The following is a 12,823-nucleotide window of genomic DNA, read 5'->3' as shown; positions in this document are numbered from 1 at the left end:
CACTCTCGATAATGCGAGTGCCGTGCCACAGGCTTGCCGGGCCGCCGCTTCTCCACCTGTGACATGGAGTCCCGCATGCCCCGCAGGCGGCCCACCTTCCGGCAGGTCAGGGTGGGGCTCGGACTCGGCATGGCCGGTGTGGTCTCGCTGGTCCTGGGCGTCACCGTCGGTCATCGGGCGGACCGGCACGGCGCTCATCGCCGACCGCGGCTTCGCGGTGGACTGGAAGCTGTGGGAGCGGAACTACGCCGCCTGCGGCCCGTGCCACCCAGGCGCGAACTGCCACTGACCGCCCGTCCCCTGGCCCGGCAGCGTCTCGTCCGCTGCCGGGCCTCGGCTCGCCGCCGCGCCCCTGGGGTGAAGGTGCATCAACTGCCGGTGCCAGCACCGGGTGCGCTGATACGTGTGGCGCACCCGTCCGGAGGAGTGCCATGTCCCGCGCCGCGACCTCCCTGCCCGAGTACTGGGATACCTCTACCGTTCCCACCGAGCCCCGTTCCGCTCCGGGGTGGAGGTGGTGACCGTCACCTCCAGAATGATCAGTCCCGGTGGTCAGTAGGATCCATTCCCACGCGTACCGGCGGGGGCCTCACGGGGGACTTGATGCGCTCACCGACGGTGGCAGCTCGGAGGCCGGCGCCGTCTACAACCGTCAGGTCGACGAGTTGACAGCTGGTGGCGTTGTCGTCGGGGCGTGCGTCAACGCGGCTCGTGCCGACGGATCCGAAGCCGAACTCCTCCGCCGCGGGTTCAACCTGCGGGTGGCTCGCGACGAGTTCCTGCGCTTCACGCTCGAAGGCGCGACCGTCATCACCTTTTAGGGCCCGTTCGGGCCTGCTGGAGGTGACGGCGGAGCCGCAGGGGTGACACGGCTCCGGGAGGGAAGTGCGAACGTGTAGGCGCGTTGCGCGGCGCATCCTGGCAGGTGCCGGTGGGTGTACACGACCGGTGTCCAGCCGGTGAACGTGTGTTCCTGTCCATCGGCAGTACCGGTCATGGCGCGTCACCCTTCTCCCGCTCCGGGACGTCCATGATGGACCGTCCGGCGGCGCACCTGGACGTGCACGTCAGGGCACATGGACGGTGCTCGACGCTGCCTTCAGGTCCTTGACGGCGGCCCTGCCACGGAAATGCCCCCGGACCGTCACCGAATCTGCACAGCAGACGGCTGGGGTGATCACTCCGGGAGGGGCGGCTGCCACTAGGTTTATTTGCGTCCCTATTACCCCTACTCGTCACGCACGTTGACGTGGAGACGCTGTGATACACAGTTCCGCCGCCCTGCCCGTCTCCTCCACCGGAGGCCGTCACCGCAAGCTCAAGCCCATGAGCCGGACCGTTCGCCGGACGCTCGTCGCCGCGGTTCTCACCCCGGTCGCCGGTGCGGTCATGACCGGACAGTCCGCCTTCGCAGCCGACCAGCCGGCAGCGAGCAACGAGAGTGTCAACAGACTCGACCCCACCGAGCAGAAGCTTGTCGACAACCTCGACGCCCGGACCCAGGACAAGAACATCGGCAGCACCTTCAGCGGTGTGGTGCTGGACGCCGAGTCCGACAAGGTGATCTGGGGCCACGACGCGAAGACCGCGCTGATGCCCGCGTCCAACACCAAACTCGCCACCGCCACAGGCGCCCTGACCCTGCTCGGCCCCGACCACACGTTCACGACCAAGGTGGTCTACGGCGACGGCACACTCACCCTGGTCGGCGGCGGTGACCGCACCCTGACGACCGCCGATGTCACCGAGCTCGCCAAGAGCGCGGCCGCGGGCCTGAAGAACGCGGGCCTGGACACCGTGAAGGTCCGGATCGACGACAGCCTCTTCGCCGCGCCGACGCTCGCCGAGGGCTGGAACGACAGTTACTACGACGATCAGATCGCACCGGTGCGTTCCCTGGTGGTGGACGGGAAGCTCGTCCAGGACACCGCCATCGACGCGGGGAACGTCTTCGCCGCACAGCTCGCGGACCAGGGCATCGGAGTCACGGGCGACGTGACCCGCGCCGAGGCCGCCACGACGGACTTCCCCGTGGCCGAGCACCGGTCCGCGGAGCTGTCCGTGATCGTCAAGCAGATGCTGAAGACCAGCGACAACGACATCGCCGAGACGCTGCTGCGCGCGACCGGACTCGCCTCCGGCCGGGAGGCCACCTACGAGGGTGGCACAGCGGCGGTGCGTGACGTCCTCACCGGCTGGTACGGGGTCTCGGTGTCCAACTTCGAGATCCACGACGGCAGCGGGCTGTCCCGCTCCAACCGCATCACCGCCCAGACGGTGGCCGAGATCCTCGATCTGACCACCGACCCCCGGCACACCAAGCTGAAGTCCATCTCGGAGGGGCTTCCGGTCGCGGGCGAGGCGGGCAGCACCCTCGGGCCCGAGTGGGGGCGGTTCGACACCGCGAACTCCGAGTGCGCCGTGGGCAAGGTCACCGGCAAGACCGGCACCCTGACGGGAGCCACCGCTCTGAGCGGGCTCACGAAGGGGGAGGACGGCCGCTGGAAGGTCTTCTCCTTCATCGAGAACAACTCCACCGCCGACGGTGCCGCGATCAAGGACTCCTTGGACGGTCTCGCCGCCACGGTGAACGGCTGCTGGGCCTGAGCGAATTACGGTGCCGGAAGCCTCCGGGCTTCCGGCACGCCCGATCCGGACCGCTACGGCCGCGCCGCGAGGGCCGTGCGGATCTCCCCCACGAACGGTTCCAGGTCACCCGGGTTGCGCGAGGTGATCAGCGTCCAGCCGCCGGAACCGTCCGTCACCACCGGCTCGTCGGTCCACTCGCCCCCGGCGTTGCGGATGTCGGTCCGCAGTGACGCGTAGGAGGTCAGCCTCTTGCCCGTGACGACGTCCGCCTCGACCACCGCCCAGGGGCCGTGGCAGATGGCCGCGACGGGGCGGCCGGAGTCCGTGAAGGAACGGACGATCCCGGTGGTGGCGCCCTGGAGCCGGAGGGTGTCGGCATTCAGGGTGCCGCCCGGGATGAGCAGCAGGTCGTAGTCCGTGGGGTCCGCGTCGTCCAGCGTGAGATCGGGCCGGACGCTCCTCCCGGGATCCTTGTCACCGACCAGCGTCACGATGTCGTCCATCGACACCGCCGCGACGTCGACCTGGGCTCCCGCACCACGGAGGTGGTCGAGGGGTACGAGAAGCTCGTCCTGCTCCACACCGTAGTTGGTGACCACGGTGAGTATCTTGCGCTGCTTCATGCCGTTGTCGGTCATCGGTTGTCACCCTTCCTGCATGCGGACCACCGGGTCGCGGCCCGCTTCCTGCGTGCGTGTGGAGGGACCGGGACACGGTCCCGGCCGCTCAGGCCCCGTCGTCCTCCTGGATGTGGACCGCGGCCTCCTCGGCGGAGGCCGCCCCTCCGTCGATGCCGACGTCCCGGCCCAGCACCCTGTTGTTGCGCTCGGCCCCGGGTTCCTCGTCGGTGGCGGCGACGCGTCCGGCACGCTCGTCCCCGGCGTCGTCCTCCTCGGGGCCGTTGTCCTCCGGGCCGTCGTCGGCCCGGAGGGGGTCGTCCTCCGGCACCTCCTGCGCGAGCCGCCCGTCGAGGGACTCGCCCTCGCGCTGCTCCTCGCCGGTCGTCCCGTACTTCGACACGCCCAGGGGCTTCTCCGGCGGGGAGTATCCCGTGTCCAGCATGTCGTCCATGTCGGGCTCGTCGATCACGTTCTCCGGGTCGAGGTCGTCCGTCGGCCGGTTGTCCGCGTCCGAGCCTTCCGGCTGGTAGACGTCGTCCCCGCGTCCTTGTTCCGACATCAGCCCGCTCCTTCCGTCGAGGTCTTCCGTGTCCGCGCCGCTCTCCTGCCCACCGCCCGGCAGCCTATGGCCGATCCCTGGACGCGGCGACCGGACGACTCCATCGAAGGGAACGTTTGTTCTAATCGCCGGGTAGGCTTGTCTCCATGTCTGTTCATCTCCAGGGTTCGCTGTTCGACCAGGCCGACCGCCCGCACTTGGGCAGGCTCGCCGGACTCCGCAGGACGGTCCTCGGTGACGGGGCATGGATCGACGTGCTGCCGGGCTGGCTGAGCGGCGCCGACGAGCTCTTCGCCGAGCTCGCGGGCAAAGTGCCCTGGCGGGCGGAACGCCGGCAGATGTACGACCGGACCGTCGACGTGCCCCGGCTGCTCGCCTTCTACCGTGCCGAGGACGCACTGCCGAACCCCGTGCTGGACGAGGCCCGCGACGCGCTGTCCTCCCGTTACGGTGACGAGCTGGGGGAGCCCTTCACCACGGCCGGGCTCTGCTACTACCGGGACGGACGTGACAGCGTCGCCTGGCACGGCGACCTGACCGGGCGCGGCTCGCACCAGGACACGATGGTCGCGATCCTCTCCCTCGGCGCCCCGCGCGACCTGCTGCTGCGCCCCTGCCGCGGCGGCGACACCGTGCGCCGGCCGCTGGGCCACGGCGACCTGATCGTCATGGGCGGCTCCTGCCAGCGCACCTGGCAGCACGCCGTTCCCAAGACGGCGTACGCCCGTGGGCCGCGGATCAGCGTCCAGTACCGCCCGCACGGAGTGCGCTGACGCGGGAGCGGAGGGCGGAACGGCTGCCTCCGGAGAACGGCACTGCATGTCGGCCGCGGGGAAGGGCAGGCGCATCTGGTGTGCAGGGAGCACTTCTGAACGAAAGGACGTCCACATGCCGCAGGTGCACCGCGAGAACATTTTCGTCGTCGGCCTCGATGATTCGAATCTGCCGATGCTCGAGGCCGTGCCGGATGCCGGCTCCTACCGGTTCCACCCCCTGCTGACCGTCGAGGAACTGCAGGAGGGCGAGGTGTCGGTGCCCGCGTTGATGGACCGTGCCCGGGCCGTTCTCGACGCGCACGAGGGCAGCATCGACGCGATCGTCGGATACTGGGACTTCCCGGTGAGCACTCTCGTCCCGATGCTCGGCAAGGAGTACGGCGTGCGCACGACCAGCCTCGAATCCGTCGTCAAGTGCGAGCACAAGTACTGGAGCCGGCTCGAACAGCAGAAGGTCATCGACGAGTACCCGCGCTTCGGCCGGGTCGATCTGGAAGCGGATGACCCGAGGCCCCCCGAGGGCGTGAACTTCCCCATGTGGCTCAAGCCCGCGCTCGCCTACTCGTCCGAGCTGGCGTACGGAGTCTCGGACATGACGGAGTTCCGGGCGGCCGTCGACAAGATCCGGGCGGGCATAGGCCGGGTCGGCAGGCCCTTCGACTCCGTACTCGGCCTTCTGGACCTCCCCCCGGAGATGAAGGACGTGGGAGGCCAGGTCTGCCTGGCCGAGGAGACGATGACCGGTATCCAGGTGGCCGTCGAGGGCTACGTCCATGAGGGCAGGGCGACCGTCTACGGCGTACTGGACTCGATCAACTACCCGGCGTCCTCGTGCTTCCTCCGCCATCAGTACCCGAGCAGCCTCCCCGCTCCGGTGATCCAGAAGCTCCACGAGGTCAGCGAGCGGACCATGGAGCAGATCGGGATGGACGAGGCCACCTTCAGCATCGAGTACTTCTACGACCCGAAGACCCAGGACATCAGCCTGCTGGAGATCAACCCCCGGCACTCGCAGTCCCACGCCGAACTCTTCGACTACGTCGACGGCGCGCCCAACCACCACCGCATGATCCGCCTCGCGCTGGGCCGCGACCCGGAACTCACCGGCCGCAAGGGCCCCTACGCCGTGGCCGCCAAGTGGTACTACCGCTGGTTCGGGGACGGGAAGGTGCACGAGGTGCCCACCCCCGAACGGATCGCCGCGATCGAACGCGAGATACCCGGAGTGCGGATCGACGTCGTGCCCGAGGAGGGGCAGAAGCTCTCCAGCGTCTCCGGGCAGGACAGCTACAGCTACGAGGTGGCACACATCTTCACCGGAGGCGACGACGAGGAGGACCTGCGCGCCAAGTTCGACCGGTGCGTGGCCGCCCTCGGTCTCACCTTCGACGAGACGGAGCCGGGAGGCCACTCCACGAAGACCCGGTGACCCGTCCGGTCCAGCACGACGAAAGGAGGTCGCACAGGCATGCGCCACGTCGACCGGCTGCCCTGCGCGGTCCAGGAAGAGAAGCACGTCACGATCCCCATGGAGGACGGAGTCAAGCTCTCCGCACGGATCTGGCGTCCCACCGCATCGGACGCGGAACCCGTGCCGGCCGTCCTGGAGTACATCCCGTACCGCAAGAACGACCTCACCTCCACCCGTGACGCCATCCACCACCCGTACATCGCCGGCCACGGATACGCGTGCGTGCGTGTCGACCTGCGGGGGACGGGCGAGTCGGAGGGGGTGCTGCTGGACGAGTACCTCGAACAGGAGCAGAGCGATGCCGAGTCGGTCCTCGCCTGGATCGCGGAGCAGCCCTGGTGCGACGGGAACACCGGGATGATGGGCATCTCCTGGGGCGCCTTCGCCGCCCTCCAGACAGCCGCACGCAGGCCGCCGAGCCTGCGCGCCATCTGCATCGCGTCGTTCACCGACGACAGGTACGCGGACGACATGCACTACCTCGGCGGCGCGATGCTGTCCGACAACCTGGCCGAGGCCGGGACCATGTTCGCGTACGCCACGTGCCCGCCTGATCCGGCCGTCGTCGGTGAACGCTGGCGGGAGATGTGGCGGGAACGGCTCGACGCCGCACGCCCCTGGGTCCTGGAATGGCTGCGCCACCCGAACCGGGACGACTACTGGCGTCACGCGAGCCTGAGCGAGGACTACTCGGCCCTTCGCTGCCCGGTGCTCGCGTCCAGCGGCTGGGCGGACGGCTACTCCAACGCCGTGACCCGGCTGCTGAGCCACGTCGACGTGCCGCGCAAGGGGCTCATCGGCCCGTGGTCGCACAAGCTCCCGCACCTCGGCGAGCCAGGACCGGCCATCGGCTACCTCCAGGAGGTCGTGCGCTGGTGGGACCACTGGCTCAAGGGCATCGACAACGGCGTCATGGACGGCCCCATGCTGCGGGCCTGGATGCAGGAGAGCGTTCCGCCCTCGACCTCCTACGAGGAACGGCCCGGGCGGTGGGTCGGAGAGCCGTCCTGGCCCTCTCCGAACGTCGGCGAGACCGTCCTCCCGCTGCGCGACGGCGGACTGGGGGAGCCGGATGACCAGGAGAGCGGGGAGGACCGCGTCCACACGGTGCAGTCGCCGCTGTCCGTCGGCCAGTTCGCCGGCAAGTGGGCCTCGTACAACGCCCCGCCGGACCTGCCCTACGACCAGCGCGAGGAGGACGGCGGCTCGCTCGTCTTCCAGACCGCGCCGCTCGACGGACGCATCGAGATCCTCGGCGCCCCCGTCGTCGTCGTGGAGGTGTCCGCCGACACCCCGGCCGCGCAGCTCAACGTCAGACTGTCCGACGTCGCACCGGACGGACGCTCGACCCGGGTGACCTACGGCGTGCTCAACCTGGCCCACCGCGACAGCGAGGAATCCTCCGAGCCCCTGGAACCGGGCAGGCGCTACCGGGTGCGCGTGCCGCTCCACAGCGTCGCGCAGGCGTTCCCGCCGGGCCACCGCATCCGGCTGTCCCTGTCCACCTCGTACTGGCCTCTCGTGTGGCCGGCCCCCGGGCCCACACTGCTGAGCGTGTACGAGAAGGGCAGCACCCTCACTCTGCCGGTCCGCCCCGACGACGTACCGGAGGACAAGGCCCTGCGCCCCTTCGGGGAGCCCGAGGGCTGCGCGCCTCCCGAGGTCACCCGGCTGAGCGAGCCCGAACAGGCGTGGACCGTGACCAGGGACCTGGTGGACTACCGGTCCGTGCTCGACATCGTGAAGGACCGTGGCCTCCAGCGGTACGAGGACAACGGGATCGAGACCGGGCTGAGGGCCTGCGAGAAGTACAGCTGGGTCGGCGAGGACTTCGGGTCCGTACGTGGCGAGTCGGCCTGGGAGATGCGCTTCCGCCGGGCCGACTGGGACGTCCGGGTCGAGACACGCACCGTGCTGACCTCGGACGACGAGGCCTTCCACGTGGACGCCACACTCGACGGATACGAGGACGGGCACCGGGTCTTCTCCCGTACGTGGAACGAGCGGATCAGCAGGCAGAACGTCTGACGCACCTCCGCGCGGACCGGCTGCCACGCGGCGACGGACGCTGCCGAAGGAGTGACGGCCCGGCGTCCGGCGTGGCACGTGGGTCCGGTGGCGGGAGGTATAGGCATGCCCACGCGGCTCGGCGCGTCGAACTCACCCGCACGTCGGTCCGGCGACGAGCTATATGTCAGGAGACGAGAAGTGACGGAGAAACCAGGACAGCAGCCCATCCCGGGCGCCCCGAGCAGCCTTCCCCCGTCGAAGGAGGAGCCGACCGAACCGCGCGAGCCGCTGCCGCCCAAGGACGACCAGAACGGCCCCGAGACGGTCAGCCCCACCGGTCAGCCCACCGGCGCCGACCCTGCCCGCAACGCGCAGAGCGGCGCCCACCTGACCACGGCGCAGGGGGCACGGCTGTACGACACCGACCACTCCCTGAAGGCGGGCCCGCGAGGGCCGGTCCTGCTTCAGGACCACCACCTGCGGGAGAAGATCACCCACTTCGACCACGAACGCATCCCGGAGCGTGTGGTGCACGCGCGCGGCGCCGCCGCCCACGGTTTCTTCAGGGGTTACGGGGCCGCGTCGAAGATCTCCAAGGCCGCCTTCCTGGCGAGGGACGTGGAGACTCCGGTCTTCGTCCGGTTCTCCACCGTGCTCGGCTCACGCGGATCGGCCGACACCGTGCGTGACACCCGCGGGTTCGCCACCAAGTTCTACACGGAGGAAGGCGTCTTCGACCTCGTCGGGAACAACATCCCGGTGTTCTTCATCCAGGACGCCATCAAGTTCCCAGATGTCATCCACGCCGGGAAGCCGCACCCGGACCGGGAGATCCCGCAGGCGCAGAGTGCCCACGACACGTTCTGGGACTTCGTGACCCTGCACTCCGAGGCCACGCACCACACGTTGTGGAACATGTCCGACCGCGGCATCCCGCGCTCGTTCCGCACGATGGAGGGCTTCGGGGTCCACACCTTCCGGCTGGTCGACGCCGAAGGGGCCTCCACCCTGGTGAAGTTCCACTGGAAGCCCAAGCTGGGTGTCCACTCCCAGGTCTGGGAGGAGGCCCAGATCGCGGGCGGTGTGGACCCGGACTTCCACCGCAGGGACCTCGCCGACGCCATCGAGGCCGGTGCCTACCCCCAGTGGGAGCTGGGCATCCAGACCTTCCCGGACAACCCCGAGCAGATGTTCCAGGGGATCGATCTGCTGGACCCGACCAAGATCGTGCCGGAGGAGCTCGCGCCGGTACAGCCGATCGGCCTGATGACGCTCGACGCCAATCCGTCGAACTACTTCGCCGAGACGGAACAGGTCGCCTTCCACGTCGGCAACATGGTGCCGGGCATCGACCTCACCAACGATCCGCTGCTCCAGGGCCGCCTGTTCAGTTACGTCGACACCCAGCTCACCCGGCTCGGCGGCCCCAACTTCCCGCAGCTGCCCATCAACCGGACCCACGCCCCGGTCAACGACATGCTGCGCGACGGCATGCACCAGACGGCGGTCCACCGGGGTGTCGCGCCGTACCGGCCCAACTCCCTGGACGGCGGCTGCCCGTTCCTGGCGGGTGCCGACACCGGCGCGTTCGTCGAGGTGCCGGCCGAGGTCGCCGCGAGCCGGAAGGTACGCGAGGCCCCCGCGTCGTTCGACGACCACTTCAGCCAGCCCCGCCTCTTCTGGCTCAGCATGACTCCCGTGGAGCGTGAGCACATCATCGCCGCCTACACCTTCGAGCTGGGCAAGTGCTACGAGCAGACGATCAAGGAACGCGCGCTGAAGGTACTCGCGCGGATCGACGCCCAGCTGTGTGAGCAGGTCGCCGCCGGTCTCGGGCTGCCCGCGCCCGAGCCGGACGGACCGCTGGCGGATCCCGAGCCGAGTCCCGCGCTGTCGCAGGTAGGCGGTGTCTGGCCGCTCGACGGCCGTGTCATCGGCATCGTCGCCGACAAGGAGGCCGACCTCGACGGTGTCCGGGCCGTACGCGCCGCCGTGCAGGCCGCCGGCATGGTGCCGCTGGTCATCGCTCCCGCCGGAGGAGTCCTCGACGCGGACGGCGATCCGGTCACCGTCCAGCGCACCTACGCCACCGCCCGTTCCGTCGAGTTCGACGCCGTTCTGCTCGCCGGCGCCCCCGGAGCGGGAGTCGACGCGATCGGCGCGCGGGACGCCAAGGCGGGCGCGGCCGGTACCGCCATCGATCCCCGGGTGCTTCTGCTGCTGAACGAGGCGTACCGGCATGCCAAGGCGATCGGGACGTGGGCGGGCGGCGACGCGGTCCTCATCTCCGCCGGCGTGACTGCTGACGCGCCGGGTGTGGTCGTCGCCGGCACGGGCGAGGAGGTGCTGGAAGAGGTCAAGCAGCTCCTCGGCAAGCACCGCGTCTGGGACCGCTTCCCCGCCACCATCTGACCCGGCACACCACGAACACCGGCCGGAGGCGGCGCCCGGGAACGGACACCGCCTCCGGCCGGTGCGGGCCCGGGACCCTGGGAGGTAAGGTAACCCTAAGTTGCCGTTTCCTCGTACTTCGGAGTCCCGCTCGTGATCACGTCAGTGCCGCCGGAAGGCACCCCGCGCCGGCCGCCGCGCACCGCCCGCCCCGACGAGGTGCCGCGGCTCAGGGTGCCGGGATTCCGGCTGCCGGTGCCGGGGGAGACCGAGGAGTTCTGGGCGGCCGTGGGCCGCAGCGGCACACCCCTCGTCACCCCGGACCCGCAGGGCGGCGCCGATCACCGTGCGGTGACGTTCCTCTGGCGCGGCACGGCCGGTACCCGCGCCGTACAGGTGCTCCCCAACAAACTCGGCGACCCCCGTGCCCCCGAGGGCAACCTGATGGAACGGGTGCCCGGCACCGACGTCTGGCACTGGTCGGTGCGCCTGCGCCACGACTGGCGTGGCACCTACGACTTCTACGTGGACGAGGGTGACGGCCCCGATCCCGGAGCCGCCGGCTACTGGCAGTGGCTGCGCACCCGGTGCCGGCACGATCCGCTCAACGGCCGTGCGCTGCCGCGCCGCTGGAGCGGTGGGCCGGTGTCCTACGCCGAGCTTCCGGCCGCCCCCGGCGGGCAGGACTGGCAGCCGAGGCCGGGCGTCGCCCGCGGCCGGGTGGCCGCCCACGAGGTGCCGGCCGAGAAGCTCGGAGGCGGTACCCGCCGCGTCTGGCTGTACGAACCGCCTCTGGATCCGGGGCACTCGGCGGAGTTCCCCGTCCTCGTCCTACTCGACGGCGAGCACTGGCAGCCACGGCTCGGGCTCGCGCACCTGCTGGACAACCTGATCGCCGACGGCCGTATCCCGCCGCTCGTCGCCCTGCTGCCGGATTCCGTGGACGCCGGCACCAGGTGGGCGGACCTGACCTGCCGCCCGGAGTTCGCCGCCTTCCTCGCCGGCGAGCTGCTCCCCTGGGCGGCGGCCCGTCTCCCGGTCGCGGAGGACCCCGCCCGTACGATCGTCGCCGGACAGAGCCTGGGCGGCCTCGCGGCCGCCCACGCCGCGCTCTCCGTACCCGGCCGCTTCGGTAACGTCCTCGCCCAGTCCGGCTCCTTCTGGTGGCCCGACGGGCCGCAGGCGCAGTGGCTCACCGACCGGATCGCGGGCGCCCCACGCCTGCCGGTCCGCTTCCGGCTCTCCTTCGGTGAACAGGAGTGGGTCGCCCTGCCCGCCGCCAGGCGCCTGCGCGAGGTCCTGGAGACGGCAGGCTACGACGACGCCTCCTACCGGGAGTTCAACGGCGGCCACGACTACCTGTGCTGGCGCACGGAGCTGGCCGACGGCCTCGTGGACCTGCTGGGTCCTGCCGCCTCCTAGGGTGCCCGCGCCGCGCCCGTCACCCGTCGAGCGCCTCGGTCATCGTGTCGAGGTCGGCGAGGAGCGCCGTCAGCCGCCCCTCGGGAACGCTCCTGATCATGCGTTTCTCAATGGCGTAGACGGCGCCGCGTGCCGCTCGCAGGCGCCGCTCTCCGGCCGGGGTCAGATGGGTGGGCAGGGCGCGTCCGTGGTCGGTCGTGAGCGGCCGGGTGATGAGGCCGGCTTCCTTGAGGCCGCGCAGGACGACATTGGCCGACTGCCGGGTGACGAAGGTGCCGCGGGCCAGGTCGGCGTTGGACAGGCCGGGCCGTTCGTCGAGTAGTTCGAGACAGGAGTACTGCGGGACGGTGAGGCCGTGCTCGCGCAGGGCCTTGTCCATGGCGGTGCGCAGGGCGGCCGAGGCGCGTTTGAGGCGGTATCCGACGTGTTCGGTGACGTCTTCGGCCGGGTGGGGTGCGGGCACAGGGGCACGGTCTTCCATGTCAACATTTTGACATACCCGGAGGTTGGTGCCTATGGTCAGGCATGTCAAAGTACTGACATCGAAGCGATGCACCGCCCAGGAGGAACCATGACCGCCACCGTCGAAGGCCCCGATTTCATCGCTCTGCAGGTGAAGGACGTGCCCGCCGCGGCCGCCTTCTTCGAGGAGCGGCTCGGGATGCGCCGGGCCCCCGCCGCGCCGCCCGGTGCGGTCGTTTTCGCGACCGCCCCGATCCCGTTCGCCGTCCGTGAGCCGCTGCCCGGCGTCGACCTGGACGGCGCTGCGCGCCCCGGCCTGGGGGTGGCGCTGTGGCTGCGGACCACGGACGCCGGCACGCTGCGCGAGCAGCTCGTGGCGGCGGGCACGGAGGACGTCGCCCCGTTGCAGGACAGCCCGTTCGGGCCGATGTTCTCCTTCACCGGCCCCGAGGGCTACCGGCTCACCGTCCACGGAGGCTGACTTACGCGGCGTCCCGGACCTCAGGCCCGGCCCGGCACCAGC

At 70.4% G+C, this 12,823-nt stretch carries 11 protein-coding genes; 8 read left to right on the top strand and 3 right to left on the bottom strand.

Translation table 11 applies throughout. The annotated features are described in order from the left end of the window. The first annotated feature begins 548 nt into the window (after positions 1-548). Positions 549-821, top strand: coding sequence for a hypothetical protein (locus ACIREO_RS07960; protein ID WP_404106478.1), 273 nt, complete (start codon positions 549-551; stop codon positions 819-821). Between the two features lie 505 nt (positions 822-1,326). Then, a complete protein-coding gene (dacB, locus tag ACIREO_RS07955; RefSeq protein WP_404106771.1) occupies positions 1,327-2,607 on the top strand; it encodes a D-alanyl-D-alanine carboxypeptidase/D-alanyl-D-alanine-endopeptidase in 1,281 nt (426 codons plus the stop codon). A gap of 53 nt (positions 2,608-2,660) precedes the next feature. Here the strand turns inward: dacB and ACIREO_RS07950 are convergent, their stop codons facing one another. Further along, positions 2,661-3,227 (bottom strand): DJ-1/PfpI/YhbO family deglycase/protease, encoded by a 567-nt coding sequence (locus ACIREO_RS07950; RefSeq protein WP_404106477.1) that lies wholly within the window; start codon positions 3,225-3,227, stop codon positions 2,661-2,663. 88 nt (positions 3,228-3,315) lie between these two features. Next, positions 3,316-3,768, bottom strand: coding sequence for a DUF5709 domain-containing protein (locus ACIREO_RS07945; protein ID WP_404106476.1), 453 nt, complete (start codon positions 3,766-3,768; stop codon positions 3,316-3,318). Between the two features lie 146 nt (positions 3,769-3,914). Between ACIREO_RS07945 and ACIREO_RS07940 the strand changes: the two genes are divergently transcribed. The 5 genes from ACIREO_RS07940 (at position 3,915) to fes (ending at position 11,838) form a co-directional block, all read left to right on the top strand. Continuing rightward, on the top strand, positions 3,915-4,541 hold the full coding sequence (locus ACIREO_RS07940; protein WP_404106474.1) for an alpha-ketoglutarate-dependent dioxygenase AlkB: 627 nt from the start codon (positions 3,915-3,917) through the stop codon (positions 4,539-4,541). A gap of 115 nt (positions 4,542-4,656) precedes the next feature. Then, on the top strand, positions 4,657-5,973 hold the full coding sequence (locus ACIREO_RS07935; protein WP_404106473.1) for an acetyl-CoA carboxylase biotin carboxylase subunit family protein: 1,317 nt from the start codon (positions 4,657-4,659) through the stop codon (positions 5,971-5,973). Positions 5,974-6,012: 39 nt separating this feature from the next. Further along, positions 6,013-8,043, top strand: coding sequence for a CocE/NonD family hydrolase (locus ACIREO_RS07930; protein WP_404106472.1), 2,031 nt, complete (start codon positions 6,013-6,015; stop codon positions 8,041-8,043). Between the two features lie 105 nt (positions 8,044-8,148). Next, a complete protein-coding gene (locus tag ACIREO_RS07925) occupies positions 8,149-10,437 on the top strand; it encodes a catalase (protein WP_404106471.1) in 2,289 nt (762 codons plus the stop codon). Positions 10,438-10,569: 132 nt separating this feature from the next. Then, positions 10,570-11,838 (top strand): enterochelin esterase, encoded by a 1,269-nt coding sequence (gene fes, locus ACIREO_RS07920; protein ID WP_404106470.1) that lies wholly within the window; start codon positions 10,570-10,572, stop codon positions 11,836-11,838. 19 nt (positions 11,839-11,857) lie between these two features. Here the strand turns inward: fes and ACIREO_RS07915 are convergent, their stop codons facing one another. Next, on the bottom strand, positions 11,858-12,319 hold the full coding sequence (locus ACIREO_RS07915; protein WP_404106468.1) for a MarR family winged helix-turn-helix transcriptional regulator: 462 nt from the start codon (positions 12,317-12,319) through the stop codon (positions 11,858-11,860). 90 nt (positions 12,320-12,409) lie between these two features. Between ACIREO_RS07915 and ACIREO_RS07910 the strand changes: the two genes are divergently transcribed. Beyond that, the gene (locus tag ACIREO_RS07910; protein WP_404106467.1) at positions 12,410-12,781 is read left to right on the top strand and encodes a VOC family protein; all 372 of its coding nucleotides are present in this window, start codon (positions 12,410-12,412) and stop codon (positions 12,779-12,781) included. The last annotated feature ends 42 nt before the right edge of the window (positions 12,782-12,823 follow it).

This window comes from Streptomyces sp. NPDC102441 (assembly GCF_044765585.1).
In the GTDB taxonomy this organism is placed as follows: Bacteria; Actinomycetota; Actinomycetes; order Streptomycetales; family Streptomycetaceae; genus Streptomyces.
This window is presented reverse-complemented; position numbering and strand designations above follow the sequence as displayed.